The 18,771-nt window shown below is 46.2% G+C and carries 17 protein-coding genes, 1 tRNA gene and 1 rRNA gene; 14 read left to right on the top strand and 5 right to left on the bottom strand.

Annotated elements, in window-relative coordinates; genetic code table 11:
* Positions 1–158: 158 nt before the first annotated feature.
* Both rrf and CTT30_RS14520 read left to right on the top strand, forming a co-directional pair.
* Positions 159–274 (top strand): 5S ribosomal RNA (gene rrf / locus CTT30_RS14525).
* Between the two features lie 31 nt (positions 275–305).
* Positions 306–382, top strand: a tRNA-Asp gene (locus tag CTT30_RS14520).
* 239 nt (positions 383–621) lie between these two features.
* On the opposite strand, the gene argE is transcribed toward CTT30_RS14520, so the two are convergent.
* Positions 622–1,758 (bottom strand): acetylornithine deacetylase, encoded by a 1,137-nt coding sequence (gene argE, locus CTT30_RS14515; protein WP_252035481.1) that lies wholly within the window; start codon positions 1,756–1,758, stop codon positions 622–624.
* Between the two features lie 155 nt (positions 1,759–1,913).
* Here argE and argC point away from each other — a divergent pair, with 155 nt between their 5' ends.
* From argC to argH, 4 genes are all read left to right on the top strand, one after another.
* A complete protein-coding gene (gene argC, locus CTT30_RS14510; RefSeq protein ID WP_252035480.1) occupies positions 1,914–2,918 on the top strand; it encodes an N-acetyl-gamma-glutamyl-phosphate reductase in 1,005 nt (334 codons plus the stop codon).
* A 23-nt stretch (positions 2,919–2,941) separates the two neighbouring features.
* Positions 2,942–3,736 (top strand): acetylglutamate kinase, encoded by a 795-nt coding sequence (argB, locus tag CTT30_RS14505; RefSeq protein ID WP_252035479.1) that lies wholly within the window; start codon positions 2,942–2,944, stop codon positions 3,734–3,736.
* 95 nt (positions 3,737–3,831) lie between these two features.
* Positions 3,832–5,046, top strand: a complete 1,215-nt coding sequence (locus CTT30_RS14500) for an argininosuccinate synthase (RefSeq protein WP_019276996.1) — start codon at positions 3,832–3,834, stop codon at positions 5,044–5,046.
* A gap of 247 nt (positions 5,047–5,293) precedes the next feature.
* Positions 5,294–7,168: an argininosuccinate lyase gene (gene argH / locus CTT30_RS14495; RefSeq protein WP_252035478.1), complete on the top strand. Its 1,875-nt coding sequence runs from the start codon at positions 5,294–5,296 to the stop codon at positions 7,166–7,168.
* A gap of 189 nt (positions 7,169–7,357) precedes the next feature.
* Here the strand turns inward: argH and CTT30_RS14490 are convergent, their stop codons facing one another.
* Positions 7,358–7,618 (bottom strand): DUF3624 domain-containing protein, encoded by a 261-nt coding sequence (locus tag CTT30_RS14490; protein ID WP_206376273.1) that lies wholly within the window; start codon positions 7,616–7,618, stop codon positions 7,358–7,360.
* Positions 7,619–7,682: 64 nt separating this feature from the next.
* Here CTT30_RS14490 and CTT30_RS14485 point away from each other — a divergent pair, with 64 nt between their 5' ends.
* Positions 7,683–8,030: a RidA family protein gene (locus tag CTT30_RS14485; protein ID WP_252035477.1), complete on the top strand. Its 348-nt coding sequence runs from the start codon at positions 7,683–7,685 to the stop codon at positions 8,028–8,030.
* A 57-nt stretch (positions 8,031–8,087) separates the two neighbouring features.
* On the opposite strand, the gene CTT30_RS14480 is transcribed toward CTT30_RS14485, so the two are convergent.
* Positions 8,088–9,545, bottom strand: coding sequence for a dihydrolipoyl dehydrogenase (locus tag CTT30_RS14480; RefSeq protein WP_252035476.1), 1,458 nt, complete (start codon positions 9,543–9,545; stop codon positions 8,088–8,090).
* A 133-nt stretch (positions 9,546–9,678) separates the two neighbouring features.
* Complete coding sequence (locus CTT30_RS14475) at positions 9,679–10,410, bottom strand: redoxin family protein (protein ID WP_239838580.1); 732 nt, start codon at positions 10,408–10,410, stop codon at positions 9,679–9,681.
* Positions 10,411–10,583: 173 nt separating this feature from the next.
* Here CTT30_RS14475 and oxyR point away from each other — a divergent pair, with 173 nt between their 5' ends.
* Complete coding sequence (gene oxyR / locus CTT30_RS14470; protein ID WP_252035475.1) at positions 10,584–11,474, top strand: DNA-binding transcriptional regulator OxyR; 891 nt, start codon at positions 10,584–10,586, stop codon at positions 11,472–11,474.
* A 54-nt stretch (positions 11,475–11,528) separates the two neighbouring features.
* On the opposite strand, the gene CTT30_RS14465 is transcribed toward oxyR, so the two are convergent.
* Positions 11,529–14,042: a penicillin-binding protein 1A gene (locus CTT30_RS14465; protein ID WP_252035474.1), complete on the bottom strand. Its 2,514-nt coding sequence runs from the start codon at positions 14,040–14,042 to the stop codon at positions 11,529–11,531.
* Positions 14,043–14,181: 139 nt separating this feature from the next.
* Here CTT30_RS14465 and pilM point away from each other — a divergent pair, with 139 nt between their 5' ends.
* The 6 genes from pilM (at position 14,182) to aroK (ending at position 18,767) form a co-directional block, all read left to right on the top strand.
* Complete coding sequence (gene pilM, locus CTT30_RS14460) at positions 14,182–15,099, top strand: type IV pilus assembly protein PilM (protein WP_252035473.1); 918 nt, start codon at positions 14,182–14,184, stop codon at positions 15,097–15,099.
* Entirely contained in the window at positions 15,089–15,646 is a 558-nt protein-coding gene (locus CTT30_RS14455) for a PilN domain-containing protein (RefSeq protein WP_252035472.1), read from the top strand. Before pilM ends, CTT30_RS14455 begins: the two co-directional genes overlap by 11 nt.
* Entirely contained in the window at positions 15,639–16,220 is a 582-nt protein-coding gene (locus CTT30_RS14450; protein ID WP_252035471.1) for a type 4a pilus biogenesis protein PilO, read from the top strand. Before CTT30_RS14455 ends, CTT30_RS14450 begins: the two co-directional genes overlap by 8 nt.
* Positions 16,210–16,704 carry a pilus assembly protein PilP gene (locus CTT30_RS14445; protein ID WP_252035470.1) on the top strand — a complete coding sequence of 165 codons (495 nt, stop codon included), beginning with the start codon at positions 16,210–16,212 and terminating at the stop codon, positions 16,702–16,704. The genes CTT30_RS14450 and CTT30_RS14445 overlap by 11 nt, the downstream gene beginning before the upstream one ends.
* A gap of 6 nt (positions 16,705–16,710) precedes the next feature.
* Positions 16,711–18,087, top strand: a complete 1,377-nt coding sequence (locus tag CTT30_RS14440; RefSeq protein ID WP_252035469.1) for a type IV pilus secretin PilQ — start codon at positions 16,711–16,713, stop codon at positions 18,085–18,087.
* A 161-nt stretch (positions 18,088–18,248) separates the two neighbouring features.
* Positions 18,249–18,767 (top strand): shikimate kinase AroK, encoded by a 519-nt coding sequence (gene aroK / locus CTT30_RS14435; protein ID WP_239838680.1) that lies wholly within the window; start codon positions 18,249–18,251, stop codon positions 18,765–18,767.
* The last annotated feature ends 4 nt before the right edge of the window (positions 18,768–18,771 follow it).

Raw genomic sequence — 18,771 nt, 5'->3', positions numbered from 1 at the left:
AACACCCAAAGGGTTTTGATGGACTCAAAGTAGAACAGATTGAATGTGTAGAGAACACAATAACAGCTTTCCGAATTATTCGATTTGCAAGCAAATCTCACCCTAAAGGGCCGCACTAAAGTGCGTTTGAATTTGCGAGCAAATTGATAAAGAATTTGCTTGGCGACCATAGCGTTGTGGACCCACCTGATCCCATGCCGAACTCAGAAGTGAAACGCAATAGCGCCGATGGTAGTGTGGGGCTTCCCCATGTGAGAGTAGGACATCGCCAGGCTTTAAATTTAGACTTTAAGTCTAACCAGTGCGGAGCGGTAGTTCAGTTGGTTAGAATACCGGCCTGTCACGCCGGGGGTCGCGGGTTCGAGTCCCGTCCGCTCCGCCACTTATTCCAGACCTCAGCAGCAATGCTGGGGTCTTTTTGTATCTACCGTATTATTTTTACTCCTGAGGCCAACGAGTCCAGTTTGAGCACAAATCCGGACTCAGTTATCACTTATTAGGTGTCCCCACCATCAGGCACTTATTGATAAACCCAGTCGAACTGAAATTTAAAGCCCGTTGCTGACGCAACGGGCTTGTTTGTATCTGGAGATGAGTGCTGAAGTACTCGCTTTAGGTTGGCTAGAAGCAATATTTATACATAGCCTTGGAAAGTATCTCGATAGTAGGGTCGATAAATTCAAACGCCAGAAATTCATCCGGTTGGTGAGCTTGGTCAATAGATCCTGGGCCAAGGACTAGCGTTGGACATAGCTGTTGAAGGAAGGGAGCTTCTGTACAGTAATTGACAGTTTCTGAGTCAGTGCCACATATCTCTTCTACACCTCCTATAAAAGGATGATCATGCTGACATTCGTAACCAGGAATTGGTTCGTGTAGAGGCGTTATATCAATACGGCCAGGCCATTTGTCCTCGATTTCTTTTAAGGCGCCACGAAGCATGTTATCCAAGCCATCAAGGCTTATTCCAGGCAGAGGGCGTACGTCATAATGAAGCTCACAACAACCACAGATGCGGTTAGCGCTGTCTCCACCGTGAATGTGGCCAAGGTTAAGTGTCGGGCTTGGAATCGCAAACCCAGGATGGTGATACTCTTTGATGAGCTTGTCACGCAACTGCATCATGGCAAAAAGGATTTCATGCATGATTTCAATGGCGTTGACCCCTAAAGCCGGATCTGATGAATGACCAGATTTGCCTGTGACTCTAATGGCATTGGCAACATGGCCTTTATGGCCTCGTATCGGAACCAAGCTCGTAGGTTCGCCGATAATGCAATAGTCAGGTTTGAACGGTGTGTTATCGGTAAAATGACGTGCACCAAGCATGGTTGTCTCTTCTTCACAAGTTGCTAAGACATATAACGGCTTAACTTGTTTACTCCAGTCAACCTTCTTTACCGCTTCAAGAATGAAAGCAAAGAAACCTTTCATATCAGCCGTTCCTAGACCATAGAATCGGTTATTCGCTTCTGTGAGGGCGTGAGGTTCGTAATTCCAGCGGCCTTCATCGAAAGGTACTGTATCGCTGTGACCAGCCAGCAACAGCCCCCCTTCACCGCTTCCAATTTTACCGAGCAGATTAAACTTCCCGGGTTCGACCTCGATAATGTCGACTTCAAAACCTATGTCTTGCATCCAACTGGCAAGCTTTTCAATGACTTTGGCATTCCCTTCATCCCAACTCGGATCGGTTGAACTGATGGAAGAGGTAGAAATCAGGCCTTTGTAGACCTCAAGAAAACTGGGTATTTGCATATTAAGTTCGCTTTGCCTGTTGACATAAATCAATAATGAAGGTAAAAAAACATAATAAATCAGTTTTAATGAATAAAAAACCACTAAAAGCTAAGTTTATTAAATTTATAGTCACTGGTTGTGTGACGATTTTAAGGTCTTAATGGATGTCTGAGATGCTCAAAACTACAATTATTGGCGCCAGCGGTTATACCGGAGCTGAGTTAGCACTGATGGTGCATAAACACCCACAACTTACGCTATCAGGTTTATATGTATCCGCCAATAGTGTTGATGCCGGTAAATGTATCTCTGAGCTACATGGAAAACTGGCAGTTATTATCAGTCAGCCTGTAGAGCCTTTGAAAGATATCAATGATGTAGCGGCGGAAAGCGATGTGGTTTTTCTTGCTACTGCCCATGAGGTCAGCCACGACATCGCGCCTACGTTTTTGACACAAGGTTGCCAGGTATTCGACTTGTCGGGCGCTTTCCGAGTTAAGAAACACGGCTTCTATAACGAATTTTATGGCTTTGAGCATCAACATGAAGATTGGCTAGATAGCGCAGCTTACGGTCTTGCTGAGTGGAACCACAGCGCTATTAAACAGAGCCAGCTCATTGCTGTGCCAGGCTGTTACCCAACAGCCTCACAGCTTGCGATTAAACCTTTGGTCGAGGCGGGTTTGCTGGATTCTGTTCAGTGGCCAGTAATCAATGCAACCAGTGGTGTCTCAGGAGCTGGTCGAAAAGCATCGATGACCAACAGTTTCTGTGAAGTGAGTTTGCAGCCTTACGGTGTGTTCTGTCACAGGCACCAACCTGAGATCGCGACTCATCTGGGGACTGAGGTAATTTTCACCCCTCATTTAGGCAATTTTAAGCGCGGGATCCTTGCGACCATCACCATGAAGTTGGCTAGCGGAGTGGGTGAACAGCAGGTCTCACAAGCATTTAACACGGCATATGAGAATAAACCTGCGGTTCGTCTGCACCAAGCGACGTTACCAAGTATTCAACATGTTGAAAATACGCCTTTCTGCGATATTGGTTGGAAGGTTCAAGGCGAGCATATCATTGTCGTTTCTGCGATTGATAACTTGCTTAAAGGTGCATCGAGTCAAGCGATGCAATGTTTAAATATCCACTACGGATTTCCAGAGTTAACTGCCCTTGTATAAACAAGTCGGTAAAGGGAAAAGTAATGACAGATAACAAACCAACTCCATTAGTGATCAAATTGGGCGGTGCTGCCCTTTCGTGTGCTGAGACGTTAAGTCAGGTTTTTAGTGCAATTGCTGACTATCAGAAGCAGGCTCAGCGACGAATCGTGATCGTCCATGGAGGAGGTTATCTAGTGGACGATCTTATGGCCCAGCTTCAGATGGAAACGCTGAAAAAAGACGGCCTTCGTGTCACTCCCTATGAGCAAATTCCCTTAATAGTAGGTGCCTTAGCCGGCACGGCGAACAAGATGCTTCAGGGGCAGGCGATCAAAGACGGTTTGAATGCTGTCGGGTTATCCCTTGCTGATGGTGGGTTGTGTCAGGTTGAAGAGTTGGATCCAGAACTTGGTGCTGTTGGCAAAGCAACACCGGGTAACTCAAAGGTATTACAGGCGATTCTAGCTGCTGATACATTACCAATCATTAGCTCAATTGGCCTGACTGCAGAAGGTCAGATGATGAACGTCAACGCTGACCAAGCGGCGGTTGCCGTTGCAGGTGCCTTGGATGCTGAGCTTGTTTTGTTGTCAGACGTCAGTGGCGTTTTGGATGGCAAAGGGCATTTGATCAAAAGCTTAGATGAGCAAGAGGCACAAAGTTTGATCAATGGGCAGGTAATCACTGATGGCATGATCGTCAAAGTCAATGCAGCATTGGAAGCGGCTAATGATTTAGGCCGACCAATAGAAGTGGCTACCTGGCGTTATCCAGAAAAGCTCGCCGAGCTGTTTGCCGGACAAAGCATCGGGACACAATTTTTACCTAACAATTAGTCGCTTGTGTTAAGACACGAGCACAACAAAAAGAACGAAAAGTCACCCGTAGCACTGACCGCCACGCGCAGAGCCGGGATTTTGGAGAAAAGAAAATGAGCAAGTTAAAAGTAAATAAAGTAGTAGTCGCATATTCTGGCGGTCTGGATACTTCAGTGATTATCCCTTGGTTGAAAGAAAACTATGACTGTGAAGTGGTCGCGTTTGTCGCCGATGTTGGTCAAGGCGCTGAAGAATTAGAAGGTATTGAAGCAAAAGCGAAGGCTTCAGGTGCATCTGAGTGTTATGTCGCGGACCTGAAAGAGGAAATGGTCGCGGACTACATCTACCCGACGCTGAAAACAGGTGCTTACTACGAAGGCAAATACTTGTTGGGTACATCGATGGCTCGTCCAATCATTGCGAAAGCTCAGGTTGAGGTTGCGCGTAAAGTAGGCGCCGATGCCCTTTGCCATGGCTGTACAGGTAAAGGTAACGACCAAGTACGTTTTGAAGGCGCTTTTGCCGCTTTGGCCCCTGATCTTCATGTGATTGCTCCTTGGCGTGAATGGGATCTGGTTAGCCGTGAAGAATGTCTGGACTACCTTGCTGAGCGCAACATTCCTTGTACGGCTTCACTAACGAAAATTTATTCACGTGATGCCAATGCATGGCACATCTCAACAGAGGGTGGAGTTCTGGAAAATACGTGGAATGCGCCTAATGAAGATTGCTGGGTGTGGACAGTCGATCCTGAGCAAGCTCCGAATGAAGCTGAATACGTGACGCTGAAAGTCGAAAAAGGCGAAGTGGTTGGCGTAGATGGCGAAAACATGACGCCTTATAACGCACTTGTTTACCTGAACGAAAAAGGTGCTAAGCATGGTGTTGGCCGTATCGATATTGTAGAAAACCGTCTAGTTGGTATGAAGTCTCGTGGTTGTTATGAAACTCCGGGTGGCACGATTATGATGGAAGCGCTGCGTGCCGTTGAGCAACTGGTACTGGATAAGACCGCATTTGAATTCCGTGAAGAGCTAGGCGTTAAGGCTTCTCATCTTGTGTACGATGGCCGTTGGTTTACACCATTGTGTAAATCGATTCTCGCTGCGTCAGAGGAACTGGCTCAAGACGTAAACGGTGAAGTCGTGATTAAGCTGTATAAAGGTCAAGCTACGGTGACCCAGAAGCGCTCAGTGAACAGCCTTTATTGTGAAGAGTTTGCTACCTTTGGTGAAGATGAAGTTTACGATCAAAGTCATGCAGAAGGCTTCATTCGCCTTTACTCACTGTCTAGTCGCATTCGTGCGCTGAACAGTCAGAAAAAGTAACCCTTAACTTATTTAGCTGACGAGCCCATTTGCCTAGCAAATGGGCTCGTTATTTTTTGGTAACCAAAACAACAGCACTTAAAATGTTTATGAATAAATATGTGGCAATAATGAATTAATACTTTATTTTTGGTTTGAATTGCCGTAAGTTTGAACCATCAGAAAAATACTGGGTTTCACCCAGAAATAGCAATAGTTCAAAAACTGTTCGCATTGACAGTGAGCACCGGTAATCAGGAGATACGCAATGGCATTATGGGGCGGAAGATTTACCCAAGCAGCAGACACGAGATTCAAAGAATTTAACGATTCATTGCGCTTTGATTACCGATTGGCAGAACAAGATATTGTGGGCTCAATCGCTTGGTCGAAAGCGTTGTTATCAGTGGATGTGCTTAATGAAGAAGAGCAACAGAAGCTAGAACTGGCGTTGAATGAACTTAAGCTAGAAGTGATGGAGGATCCCCATCAGATCCTTCGTTCTGATGCGGAAGATATCCATTCATGGGTTGAGCAACAACTGATTGGCAAAGTGGGTGACTTAGGCAAAAAACTTCACACAGGCCGTTCTAGAAACGATCAGGTCGCGACTGACCTTAAACTCTGGTGTCGTCAGCAAGGTCAACAGTTATTGATGGCATTGGACCGTCTGCAATCTCAAATGGTATCGGTCGCGAAAGAGCATCAGGCAACAGTTTTACCGGGTTACACACACTTGCAGCGTGCCCAGCCGGTCACATTTGCTCATTGGTGTTTGGCTTATGTGGAAATGTTCGAGCGCGATTACTCGCGCCTTCATGACGCTATCGAACGTTTAGATACCTGCCCGCTTGGCTCCGGTGCTTTGGCGGGAACGGCTTACCCTATCGACAGAGAGCAGTTGGCACATAACCTCGGCTTTCGCCGCGCGACACGTAACTCACTGGATTCGGTTTCCGACCGCGATCATGTTATGGAGCTGATGTCGGTAGCCTCTATTTCTATGCTTCACTTGTCGCGTTTGGCAGAAGATATGATTTTCTACAACTCGGGTGAATCTAACTTTATCGAACTGGCGGATACTGTTACCTCAGGATCGTCGTTGATGCCACAAAAGAAAAACCCAGATGCGCTGGAGCTGATCCGCGGTAAGACAGGGCGTGTCTACGGCTCATTGGCTGGCATGATGATGACGGTGAAAGCATTGCCGCTTGCTTACAACAAAGATATGCAGGAAGACAAGGAAGGGCTGTTCGATGCGCTAGACACTTGGAACGACTGTATGGAAATGGCGGCGCTTTGCTTCGATGTCATCAAAGTAAACGGTGAACGTACATTGGAAGCTGCGAAACAAGGCTATGCCAATGCTACTGAGTTGGCAGATTATTTGGTGGCGAAAGGTATTCCATTCCGTGAAGCGCACCATATTGTGGGTGTTGCCGTAGTAGGGGCCATTGCGAAAGGCTGTGCGTTAGAGGAACTGTCGATTGCGGAACTGAAAGAGTTCTCCTCAGTCATAGAAGAAGATGTTTACAGCATACTGACAATAGAATCATGCCTTGAGAAACGTAGTGCTTTGGGCGGGGTCTCTCCAAAACAAGTTGCTCATGCGGTTGATCAAGCGGAAGGGCGCCTTATCAAACGGGATACCTCTGCGGTGAATGTTCGTCCTGCGCGTTTAACGGATATTGAAGCGCTGGAAGGTATGGTGACCTACTGGGCAAATATGGGAGAGAACTTACCTCGTTCACGCAGTGAACTGGTGAGAGATATTGGTTCTTTCGCGGTCGCAGAGCACCATGGTGAGGTGACCGGATGTGCATCGCTCTATGTTTATGACTCTGGGCTGGCCGAGATTCGTTCACTGGGTGTCGAAGCGGGCTGGCAAGGGCAAGGTCAGGGAAGCGCGATTGTACAATACTTGGTGGAAAAAGCGCGCCAGATGGCGATCAAGAAAGTGTTCGTTCTGACTCGTACTCCAGAGTTCTTTATGAAGCAAAGTTTCTTACCTACGTCGAAATCTCTGTTACCAGAGAAAGTGCTTAAAGATTGCGATCAGTGCCCTCGTCAGCATGCTTGTGATGAAGTGGCGCTAGAAGTGAATTTGGTTGAAAAATCGATTGCTCGATCAAATGTCGCATAATTTATTGTTCGGTAAGGATTTTCGAGAAAGATCAAAAAAGATCGAATATATTTGGGAACCTTATTAGAAAAGCAGGGTCTATTAAAGTACCACTGCTTTTTCTTAGAAGAATCTAAGAGAGCCCCAGAATCGACATTGATTTTGGGGCTTTTTTCTTTTCTCGTACCGAGAATGTTTCCCCAAAACCCATTACCTCTTACTTTTTTTGTTTCGGCGTCGCCAAGGTAAAATGACAAAGCGCATCCAAAGGTGAAGGAATAGCAAGCCATTGAATGCAAACCCTGCGATGATCAAAGCGATGGACTCTATGCTTTGAGGGTTATCCCTGAAGGCAAACCACCAGATGACCCAGCATAATACCGACAGCACAGTAAGCTGATCCATACATCGCTGACAACGGCCTATTTTTTTCCAGAACCAGTTGCTGTTTTTACAGTAGTCGCATGTCATGAGCATCGTTTATTGGGTAACATGTGCTTTGATAATATCTCAAGCTAACGTGAAAGTGATAAAAATGATCGAACGTCAACAAACTAAGCAACGTATGAGCCGTATCGTGAAACATAACGGCACGATTTACCTATGTGGACAAGTGTGCTCAGATGCGACTAAAGGCATTACTGAGCAGACGCAAACTATGTTGGACAAAGTTGAAGAGTTGCTGCTTGAAGCGGGTAGTGACAAGGAGCATATGTTGTCTGCGACGATTTATTTGAAGGACATGAAAGATTTTCAGGAAATGAATGCGGTATGGGATGCATGGGTACCTGAAGGTCACGCTCCAGCTCGTGCATGTGTTACTGCAGATATGGCTCGTGAAGCTTTGTTGGTAGAGATCTCCGTGATTGCTGCTGAGAAATAGCCAATCTATATGATAAAAAACGAGCCAATTGGCTCGTTTTTGATTTTCTGCTTAGGGTTAACAACCCGGTCCACAGTCAAGACAGTGCTTAATCATCTCTGGGCCTAAGTGCAGTTTCGCGTTCAGATCGCGCAGAGCTGTGCGAACCCCTTCCTCAATCACCGGGTGATAGAAAGGCATATCGAGCATTTTTGATACTGTCATCTTATTTTGATGTGCCCAAGCCAGCAGGTGCGCAAGATGTTCAGCATTAGGGCCAATCATTTCAGCTCCAAGGAAGCGTCCCGTTCCTTGCTCTCCATAGACGTGCAAGAGCCCCTTGTTACGTAGCATTACCCGAGAGCGTCCCTGATTTTCAAACGATACTTTGCCGATTTCAAAACAGCCGCAATTACCTAGTCGAGTTTCCAATTGCTTGAATGTTTCTCCGACCATAGCAATTTGTGGATCTGAAAATACCGCTGAGATGGACGAACGGCGTAGGCCTTGTATGATATCAGGGTAGAGACCAGCATTGTCGCCGGCAATTCGGCCTTGATCTGCCGCCTCGTGGAGCAACGGAATTTGATTACTGGCATCACCGGCGATAAAAATATGGCCTACTGATGTTTGCAGTGTGTAATGATCCGCTGTTGGTACGCCTCGTTTATCAAGGGTAACTTGAGTATTTTCGATGGCCAGCTTATCGACATTCGGACGGCGACCCGTTGCTGCAAGTACATAGTCAACAATGAAGTTTTCCAGCTTGCCATCGTGATTGATGAATTGGATCTCGACTTTATCTTCACCCTCTATGCGTTGCATACTTTCGACTTTCACGTCAGCATCAAGATAAAACTCTTCTTTAAACGCTTTGTCGGCATAGGCCATCACTTCAGGGTCCGTCAGTGGTCCTACTTGGCCACCTAGGCCGAACAGTTTGACCTTAACGCCGAGTCGATGCAGTGCTTGACCAAGTTCAAGGCCTATTACCCCCGGACCAAACACAGCCACGGATTGAGGAAGATCATCCCAATCAAATACATCATCATTAATAACCAAACGATCCCCTAGCTCATTCCAGACACTTGGATAAGCAGGGCGGGAGCCTGTTGCAATCACAATACGTTTGGCCGTGATTTGGGTATGGTCATCCACCATCAATGTGTGGTTGTCTATGAACTTGGCATAACCAGACACTTTATCTTCTGCTGGAATTTCATCGACACTCTCTAGAACAAAACCAACGAAGCGATCGCGCTCGCGTTTAACACGATCCATTACTTCGCGGCCATTCACACGAGTTTCGCCCTGAGGGTGAATGCCAAATCCGGGCGCTTTTTCAATCTGATGCACGCTTTCAGCTGCGGCAATAAGAAGCTTAGAAGGCATGCAACCAACACGAGCACAGGTTGTTCCGTAAGGACCGCCCTCTATCATAACGACACTTGAGGTATGAGCCTTAGCTGCACGGTATGCGCCAAGACCTGCTGTACCGCCACCAATAACTGCCACATCAACATTAAGCTGTTTCATTTTAGATTCCCGTTTAGTTTATCCAGGCTACCTCGATAAACGAGGAAACCCGAATGTGAAGGGTGAAATCCAAGGTGATACTGGATTGTAAAAAGCTTATCCGGCCGTCGAACAGCCGGAAGATCAAGGTGTTTTATTGACCGAGGTAAGATTCAAGCTCTTCGCTGCCACCAATGTGCTTACCGCCAATGAAAACTTGAGGTACCGTCGTGCGACCTGAAATAGCACGCAAACTGACGGTTGTTGCGTCTTTACCCAGAATCACTTCCTCATATTGAAGACCGTGGTCGATAAGGTTTTGTTTCGCCTTAGCACAGAAAGGGCAGCCCGGCTTAGTAAATACAGTAATAGATTCCTGAGTTTTGTAGTCGGGTGCGATGTAATTCAGCATAGTATCAGCATCAGACACTTTGAACGGGTCACCTGGCTCGTTTGGCTCAATAAACATCTTCTCTACAACGCCATCTTTAACTAGCATGCTGTAGCGCCATGAGCGCTTGCCAAAACCAAGATCGTTTTTATCAACCAACATGCCCATACCATCAGTGAATTCGCCATTACCATCTGGTAGGAAAGTGATGTTGTCAGCTTCTTGGTCGCTCTTCCAAGCGTTCATAACAAAGGTGTCGTTAACCGAAACACAGATGATTTCATCAACGCCATGGTCTTTAAAGACAGGAAATAGCTCATTGTAGCGAGGTAAATGGCTTGATGAACACGTTGGAGTAAAGGCACCAGGAAGGCTAAATAGAATCACGGTTTTGCCTTTGAATAACTCATCGCTGGTGACATTAACCCAAGCATCGCCTTGGCGAGTTGGAAAAGTAACTTGTGGAACGTTCTGACCTTCTTTGGATGTAAACATAATCGTACCTTTGGGTAAATTGGATTTCATTCGTATTAGAGCTTAGCGTGCTTTACGTAAGCTGCTGTCTTGCTATGGATTTATTATTAAAAATTTCCTTTGATAGCTCTAATCGTTTGATGCTATTGTTTTGATAGATTTTTTCTATCTTGTTGGGTGGTTAGGTTACTAAGATGAATATCCGAGATTTTGAGTATCTGGTTGCTCTTGCCGAGCACAACCACTTCCGTAAGGCGGCTGAAGCTTGTTTTGTTAGTCAGCCAACCTTGAGTGGTCAGATTCGTAAATTGGAAGATGAGCTGGGAACGGCCTTGCTGGAGCGTAGCAGCCGACGTGTCCTTTTTACGGATGCGGGGCTACAGCTGGTGGATCAGGCCAAACGTATTTTGTCTGAAGTAAAAACATTCCGCGATATGGCCAGTGGTCAGGGTGAAGCAATGACAGGGCCAATGCATATTGGCTTTATTCCCACCCTTGGTCCTTACCTTTTACCTAAAATCGTGCCAGCTTTGAAAGAGCAATTTCCTGATTTGGAACTCTATCTCCATGAAGCTCAGACCAATCAATTGGTACTCCAGTTGGAAGACGGAAAGTTGGATTGTTTGGTATTAGCTTCGGTGGCGGAAACTGCGCCTTTTAAAGAAATTGCCGTGTACGAGGAGCCTTTGAGTATTGCTGTTCCGTGTAAACATGAGTGGTCAGATCTGGACGAAATTGACATGTTAGAGCTCAATGGTAAAACCGTGTTAGCACTTGGTGATGGGCATTGCTTGCGTGATCAGGCTTTAGGTTTTTGCTTTGCAGCGGGCGCGAAAGATGACGAACGCTTTAAAGCGACCAGCTTAGAAACATTACGTAATATGGTGGCAGCAGGGGCGGGGATTACTCTTTTGCCTGAACTGTCTTTACCAAAAGAAAAACAGAAAGATGGCGTGTGTTACGTCAAAGCGACCAATCCGGTGCCTTCTCGAAGTATTGTGCTCGCTTATCGCCCAGGCTCGCCGCTGCGGTCTCGCTTTGAGCAACTCGCGTTGGCTATTAAGCACCAGCTAGAATCTCAGTAGTTCGGCAAAGTTAGAAAGGGCGGAGACCATGGTCTCCGACCTTATAGTTAGGATTTAGAACAGTTCTTCACTCTCGGCAGTGGTATAGATGCTGTCAGTGATTTCATCAGTAGCATATTCCGTTGGCTCTGTCCCTTGAAGAAAGTATTCAAACATCGAGCTGGAGTCGAATTTGTTGGTTAACAGACCCGAGTTGCGGTCAATGCGGACACGAACAATATTCGCAGGTATCTCCTTTTGCTGAACTGGGATATCGGCTAGGGCGGTATGCATGAAATCGACCCAAGCTGGCTGTGCGGTTTTCGCCCCTGACTCTGCTCCAGTGATAGGGTTGTTACTTAAGTTTGGATTTGACTTTGTTCTCCCTAACATCCTAGTGTGATCATCGAAGCCAACCCAGACTGTAGCCACTATACCCGGCGCATAGCCGCTGTACCAAGTGTCTTTAGAGTCGTTAGTGGTACCAGTTTTACCACCGATATCGCGGCGTTTTAGTTCTTGTGCGCGCCATCCCGTGCCATTCCAGCCTGTACCTTCACGCCAGTTACCGCCGCCCCAAGTGTTGCTGTACATCATTTCACGTACCAAGAAAGCTGTTTGTTCTGATATCACTTGTGGAGCATATTGTGGCTGTTGATCCTCAGGCTCCACATCCTGCTCTTGGTATTCATTGGTTACGGTTTCTGTCTTTTCACAATCTTGGCGACAGATAGTTTTAGGTGTTGCCGTAAACTCAAGATCACCAAAGGGTCCTTCTACCTTACTAATGTAATAAGGCTCGACATAGTAGCCGCCATTGGCAAAAACAGAGTATCCCTGAGCGACTTTTACTGGCGTTAAACTGCCAGCACCTAATGCAATGGTCTCTGACCGAGGAACTTGATTAATATCGAATCCAAATCGAGACAGATATTGACGTGTCTCATCTAAACCCACTTCACGCAGAACACGTATTGCCATCACGTTTTTAGACTGGGCTAAACCTATGCGTAAGCGGGTCGGGCCAATGTAGGTCGGCGGCGAATTTTTTGGCCGCCACGCAGTACCTTGGCTTTTATCCCAGTGGTTAATCGGCGCATCATTGATCAGTGTGGCTAGCGTTAGCCCTTTATCAATCGCTGCTGAATAAATAAAGGGTTTGATGCTTGAGCCTACTTGACGAATGGACTGAGTCGCACGGTTGAACTTGCTATGTACGAAGTTAAAGCCGCCTACTAGGGACATCACGGCGCCGTTTTCTGGGTTCATTGCGACGAAGGCTGTATTCGCATTGGGAACCTGACTTAGATGCCAGCTTATTTGAGGCTCACCTTCTTCGACGGGTGTTTCTACCTGGCGTACCCAGATTTGCTCACCTTCTGCGAGAACTTCGGTTGCTGCCTTCGGAGCTGGGCCTTGGCGATCATCGGTCAGAAACTTACGCGCCCATTTGATACCGTCCCAGTTAATGGTTTGTTCACCTCGGTTTTTCACCCACGCAGTTGCTTGTTGAGCGCTCACTTTTGTTACTACAGCTGGCAGTAAAGAGCCGTAGGTCGGGACATTGTCTAGAGTGTCGTCAATCTGCTCTTCATCCAATGCTGTCTGTCCGGTTTTCCACAGCACTTTTTCTGCGCCGCGGTATCCATGGCGTTGGTCATAAGCGAGCAAATTGTTGATAGCAGCTTCGTTTGCTGCGACTTGCAGTTTTGAATCTATGGTTGTGTAGATATTCATCCCTGAGGTGTAAGCCTCTTCACCATAACGTGACACCATCCATGCTCGCGCCAGCTCAGCTACGTAGGGAGCACTTAGCTCGATTTCTGCGCCGTGGTAACGTGAGGTGATCTCTTCAGCGCGAGCTTGATCGTATTCATCTTGGGTAATGTACTTTTCATCCAACATACGCGCGAGTACAACATTACGTCGATTAGTGGCACGATCGATGGAGTAGATAGGGTTCATGGTCGATGGCGCTTTTGGCATACCGGCCAAGGTAGCAAGCTCACTCAGTGTCAGATCTTTAAGATCTTTACCAAAGTAAGTCTGAGCGGCGGCACCAAAGCCGTAAGAGCGATAACCCAAGAAGATCTTGTTGACGTACAGCTCCATGATCTCTTCTTTGCTCAGCAGTTGCTCAATGTGGATCGCGATAAAGATCTCTTTGATTTTACGCATGATTTTCTTCTCATTAGATAAGAAGAAGTTACGCGCAAGCTGCTGAGTGATCGTACTCGCGCCCTGCTTTGCGGAACCAGAAAGAGCTACGACAACGGCTGCACGAGTAATGCCAATAGGATCGATGCCTGGATGATCGTAAAAACGGCTGTCTTCTGTCGCGATCAAGGCTTCAATTAGGTGTTGAGGGATCTCATCGTAAGTGACAGGAATACGGCGCTTTTCACCAAACTGAGAGATCAGCTTACCGTCTTGACTGAATATCTGCATTGGTGTCTGCAGTTTGACATCTTTTAAAGTTGCTACATCTGGCAACTCTGGTTTTACGTAGAGGTAAAAACCAAAAATGGTTCCGACCCCAAGTACCGTGCAAACCAATACGAAAATAAACAATCGCTTTATGAACTTCACCGGAGAATCCCTGATTAATTAAGCTTACGTTATGCAAACCTAGGTAGTTTAAGCTAAAAGTAGCTCAAATCTGTTTATGTGCTTACTAAATCAACGATTTAAGCCGAGGCGCTAGGCAAACTTTACGGAGCTGAGCTCAATGGTCAAATCATTAATTACAGGCATAGACATCAGCCACCAGAGTATCAAAGCGGTGGTCTTAAAGCCTGGAAAAGACACTTTCACACTTGTTAGTTATCACCAAATGCCAATTGAAGCGGACATTTTCACTGATAACTACAGGTTAAATTATCAGAAAATTGTAAAGAAACTCAAAGAACTAAGAAAGGCTTTGCCACTATTTAGTCGTAAAGTGTGCCTGAGTGTCCCTGACAGTTCAGTAATAAGTAAGCGATTACAAATAGATAGCGATATGAGCGATGAAGAGTGCCAGTTTGTTATTACTCGGGATTTTGCTCAGCAGTCTCCGGTTGAGGTTGAAGCGCTTTATCTCGATTTTATTGCTCTTTCTCATGAAAAGACGCAGGCGAAAATGGATTATCAGGTGTATGCGATTAGAAAGGAGTGTATCGATACGCGGCGTAAGCCGTTACTGAAGTCGGGTTTTACCCCTATTTTGATCAACCCCCATTCACACAACCTTATTCAGTTGTGGCGACGAGCGTCTAGGCGGTATGGAAACACAAACTGGCTATTGATGGATGTCCACTCAGATTGTGTAGCCTTGTGCTTTGAGCGTGAACATCTGGGAGTGGTCTATAAAGAATTTCCTTTAGAGGAAGAGGATTCATCGCTGGGTAAGGTATTAGAGCCCCTGCTTCTAAATATTGAGCTTATAGATGCTGAGTTGGAAGGTGTTTGGCTAAGTGGTGAAGCGAATCTGTTCTCGCAACTAACGTCTCTTTTGTTGCCTAGATTAGGGCTCACTTGCATGCCACTTGAGCTGTGTGATCTAGTCGATGCTAAGCACCAGCCAAAGATTGGGCCTCAATTTGCAATTGCACTCGGTTTGGCTTTAAGCGGTGCTTATTGGCTGGGGAAGCATCATGCAGCCTGAAATCAACTTAATACCTTGGCGTACTGATCAGCGTCAGCAGAGAATCCGTCATCTTGTCTTTTCTTTGAGCTCTGTGGTGCTGATTGCTTCGCTGGTGGTTGTAACTGGCGAGCACTATCTGCAATCACAAATTCGTCTTCAGCAATCACGTGTCGAGAAACTAAAGAACTGGAGTTCCCACTTAGATCAGAAAGTTAGCCAAGTAAATGCTATCGAGCAGAAAGTAGCAGCGCTAAAGGGGGAAATCATTGAGTTGCAGGAGCTGCACGCACAACGCTATTTCCCATTACAACTCATAGCGCTGCTTCCAGAACTATTGCCTGAAAGTGTGTATCTCGATCACATCAACTTGGTCGGTAGGCAAGTGAGTCTAGCTGGTATAGCTGAAACAGCTGAACAATTAAATGAACTGCTGGCTAACTTGCAACGTTCACCCATGATAGAGGGGGTGAAGTTGCAATCAGTTGTGCATGGTGTGCAGCGCTTTAGCAATATTTACCAGTCTTTTTCGCTGACGTTTGAGCTGGTGGAGCGTTCCTATGATTGAAGTGCGTGGTGTTAGTTTAGCTAGTTTATCTAAGTTACAACGGCTTTGGTTGTGTGGTACTTCTCTGTCGGTGCTACTGGCCTTAGGTTATTGGTTGGTGATTAGCCCGTCATTGACTCACTTGGAATCTTTATTAGTCAAAGAGCGGCAACAGAAAAGTATCATTGAGCAAAAACGGCAAACGGTCGCTTTGCTCTCGCAGCGTCGGTCTGAGCTGGAACAACTTGAGCAAAGAAAAGCGCAACAGCGGGTTCACTTTATTCAGACAATAGACGTCACGGGGGCATTGAGCATGATTAATCAAATCGCTCAGCAACATGCGTTGGTACTTTCCCATATGAATCAAACAGGCCATCGGCCCAAAGGTCCTTTTCTGCAGTCATCGCTGCAGTTCGAGCTGTCAGGTCAATATCAGCACATTGCTGCCTTTTTCCAGACGCTGGTCACGCGGCCTTATGCTGTTTATTTTGATGCACTGCGTTGGCGTCGCACGCAAAGTGATAGCTCGCAATTAAATTTGCAAGGTGAGGTGTATCTCCTTCTGCCTCTAAATGAGGTGAGCAGTGAGAGCTAGCCTAATTATCTGTTTGTGTCTTGTCTTGAGCGGCTGCAAAGCTAACCGTCAACCATTGGAATTTGCACAAGTAGAACAAAAAGAACCCCATGTTCTGTCTTTGACCAAGTTTAATCCGAAGCGTTTTCACGCTCTGCAAGATGTGAATTTATCTATTCAGCGCGACCCCTTTTTATTGCCAACCGCTTTGTTGGGAGCAGAGGCACCTATCTTAGGCTGTCACAAAGATGCTGTCGCCAACAGCACACTTAAAACCTATCCATTAGATCAGCTGCGCTTAGCAGGAGTGATGACGGTTCGGGGCAAGCATGCTGCGCTTATTGAGTTGCCTGATGGGGCGCTGATCACCAGAGTACAAGGAGAGTTTATTGCGGCGCATAGTCTCATCACTGATGTGACAGTAGAAGCTGTTGAAATTCGCGAGCCTGTGCAAGATAGCAAGGGTTGCCTTAGCTACAGAACAAGGCGACTGGTAATGAATTAGGTGAGAATGATGAAGGTATTTTGCATTGTATTACTTAGTTTGATCGCGATTTTGAAAGATGCTAATGCTCAAATTCACTCTCCGAGTCGTTCTGAGGTGGAGAGTGAAGTCCATAGTCACAGCACCTTATCTGTTAATTTTCAGGATATCCCTGTTCGTAAAGTGTTACAGCAAATAGCAGATCACAATAATTTTAATCTGGTTGTTTCGGATGCCGTTACGGGTAACCTGACATTGAGATTAAAGGATATCCCCTGGCCCCAGTTGTTGGATATTATCCTTCATATGGAAGGGCTTGAAAAACGCATGAAAGGAAATGTTTTACTGGTGGCGCCAGCGACCGAAATCGCGCAGCTTAAGCAGCAACAGTTGGAGCAGGTGAAAGTCTCATCAGAGCGACAGCCACTCACGTCAGAAATTATCTCTATACGCTTTGCTAAAGCGGCAGATATAGCCGAGATGTTAGGTGCACAGGCAAAGACGAACATGCTGTCTGAGCGTGGTTCGATTGCGATTGATACCCGGACCAATAGCCTACTTATTCGAGATGTTGCCAGCCATATTCAAGCAATGAGGTCTATCATCACCGCCTTAGATGTCCCGGTGAAGCAAGTCCAAATAGAAGCGCGTATCGTCAGTTTGAACGAAGGCGATTTACAAGAGTTGGGTGTGCGTTGGGGGTTCAGTTCTACCAACGGGAGCCACTCGGTTGGAGGATCGATCGAAAGCAATGTAGAGAAGCTCAATTTATATGGGGACAGTGGTGTGTCACTGGATGATTTTTTAAACGTCAATTTGGCCGCAACTTCTACCACCGCGTCGACCATTGCATTTCAAGTGGCCAAATTGGCCAGTGATACTTTGCTTGATCTTGAGTTGTCTGCATTACAAAGAGAGTCGCGGGCAGAGGTGATCTCCAGCCCGCGTTTAATGACGACCAACAAACAGCCCGCTTATATTGAACAAGGAACCGAAATTCCGTACTTAGAAGCCGCATCGAGTGGCGCAACTAGTGTTAACTTCAAAAAAGCAGTACTGAGCTTGAAAGTGACGCCGCAGATTACCTCTGATAATCGCTTAATCTTAGATCTGAATGTTACGCAGGACAGGCCGGGCCAAGTTGTAAAAACGGGTACGGGAGAAGCGGTGGCGATAGATACGCAACGCATTGGGACTCAAGTATTGGTGAATAACGGTGAAACGATTGTGTTAGGCGGGATTTACCAACACAGTGTGTCTGATACTGTTGATCAGGTGCCGATTTTAGGTGATATTCCCCTGTTGGGAGCCCTTTTTCGACGAACTTATCAGCAAATGGGTAAAAGTGAATTGCTGATTTTCGTTACTCCAAAAGTGGTCGTTCCGTCATCAATCAACAGATAGATGAAAATAAATTTGCATTAGTGTCACCTTATCTAGATAATTTCGGGTCTTATCACGAATTATCTGTGAGGAATAGGTGCTGCAAGCATATCTTAGACCAGAGAAATCTTGGTTTTCTTGTAGCGATGTCATTGAATTAACGTTGTAAATTAATGCTGAACATGGCTGAAAAACGCAATATTTTTCTTGTTGGACCAATGGGTGCCGGCAAAAGTACAATTGGTAGACACCTGGCTCAACAGCTTCACATGGAGTTTGTTGACTCGGATACAGTGATCGAAGAACGCACTGGCGCGGATATCGCGTGGGTGTTTGACGTGGAAGGCGAAGAAGGCTTTCGTGTCCGTGAAGAAAAGGTGATCAATGACCTAACTGAAGAGCAAGGTATTGTTCTGGCAACAGGCGGTGGCTCTATCAAGAGTAAAGAAAACCGCAATCGCCTTTCTGCTCGCGGCATTGTTGTTTACCTTGAAACCACAATCGAAAAGCAACTTGCACGTACTAACCGTGACAAGAAACGCCCTCTACTTCAAACGGACAACCCTCGTAACGTGTTGGAGTCACTGGCTGGTGAACGCAACCCTCTTTACGAAGAAATTGCGGATTACACCGTGCGTACCGACGATCAAAGTGCAAAAGTGGTAGCCAACCAGATTGTAAAAATGCTAGAAGAACGTTAATACG

Origin of the sequence: Vibrio coralliilyticus, assembly GCF_024449095.1 — a bacterium.
In the GTDB taxonomy this organism is placed as follows: Bacteria; Pseudomonadota; Gammaproteobacteria; order Enterobacterales; family Vibrionaceae; genus Vibrio; species Vibrio coralliilyticus_A.
This window is presented reverse-complemented; position numbering and strand designations above follow the sequence as displayed.

What these genes read in the sequence shown, in the direction of transcription:
- aroK (WP_239838680.1), top strand. Translation starts at nt 18,249, where the DNA reads ATGGCTGAAAAACGCAATATTTTTCTTGTTGGACCAATGGGTGCCGGC.
- argB (WP_252035479.1), top strand. Translation starts at nt 2,942, where the DNA reads ATGACAGATAACAAACCAACTCCATTAGTGATCAAATTGGGCGGTGCT.
- CTT30_RS14455 (WP_252035472.1), top strand. Translation starts at nt 15,089, where the DNA reads ATGCAGCCTGAAATCAACTTAATACCTTGGCGTACTGATCAGCGTCAG.
- CTT30_RS14485 (WP_252035477.1), top strand. Translation starts at nt 7,683, where the DNA reads ATGATCGAACGTCAACAAACTAAGCAACGTATGAGCCGTATCGTGAAA.
- CTT30_RS14440 (WP_252035469.1), top strand. Translation starts at nt 16,711, where the DNA reads ATGATGAAGGTATTTTGCATTGTATTACTTAGTTTGATCGCGATTTTG.
- CTT30_RS14490 (WP_206376273.1), bottom strand. Translation starts at nt 7,618, where the DNA reads ATGACATGCGACTACTGTAAAAACAGCAACTGGTTCTGGAAAAAAATA.
- CTT30_RS14475 (WP_239838580.1), bottom strand. Translation starts at nt 10,410, where the DNA reads ATGTTTACATCCAAAGAAGGTCAGAACGTTCCACAAGTTACTTTTCCA.
- oxyR (WP_252035475.1), top strand. Translation starts at nt 10,584, where the DNA reads ATGAATATCCGAGATTTTGAGTATCTGGTTGCTCTTGCCGAGCACAAC.
- pilM (WP_252035473.1), top strand. Translation starts at nt 14,182, where the DNA reads ATGGTCAAATCATTAATTACAGGCATAGACATCAGCCACCAGAGTATC.
- CTT30_RS14450 (WP_252035471.1), top strand. Translation starts at nt 15,639, where the DNA reads ATGATTGAAGTGCGTGGTGTTAGTTTAGCTAGTTTATCTAAGTTACAA.
- CTT30_RS14480 (WP_252035476.1), bottom strand. Translation starts at nt 9,545, where the DNA reads ATGAAACAGCTTAATGTTGATGTGGCAGTTATTGGTGGCGGTACAGCA.
- argC (WP_252035480.1), top strand. Translation starts at nt 1,914, where the DNA reads ATGCTCAAAACTACAATTATTGGCGCCAGCGGTTATACCGGAGCTGAG.
- CTT30_RS14500 (WP_019276996.1), top strand. Translation starts at nt 3,832, where the DNA reads ATGAGCAAGTTAAAAGTAAATAAAGTAGTAGTCGCATATTCTGGCGGT.
- argE (WP_252035481.1), bottom strand. Translation starts at nt 1,758, where the DNA reads ATGCAAATACCCAGTTTTCTTGAGGTCTACAAAGGCCTGATTTCTACC.
- argH (WP_252035478.1), top strand. Translation starts at nt 5,294, where the DNA reads ATGGCATTATGGGGCGGAAGATTTACCCAAGCAGCAGACACGAGATTC.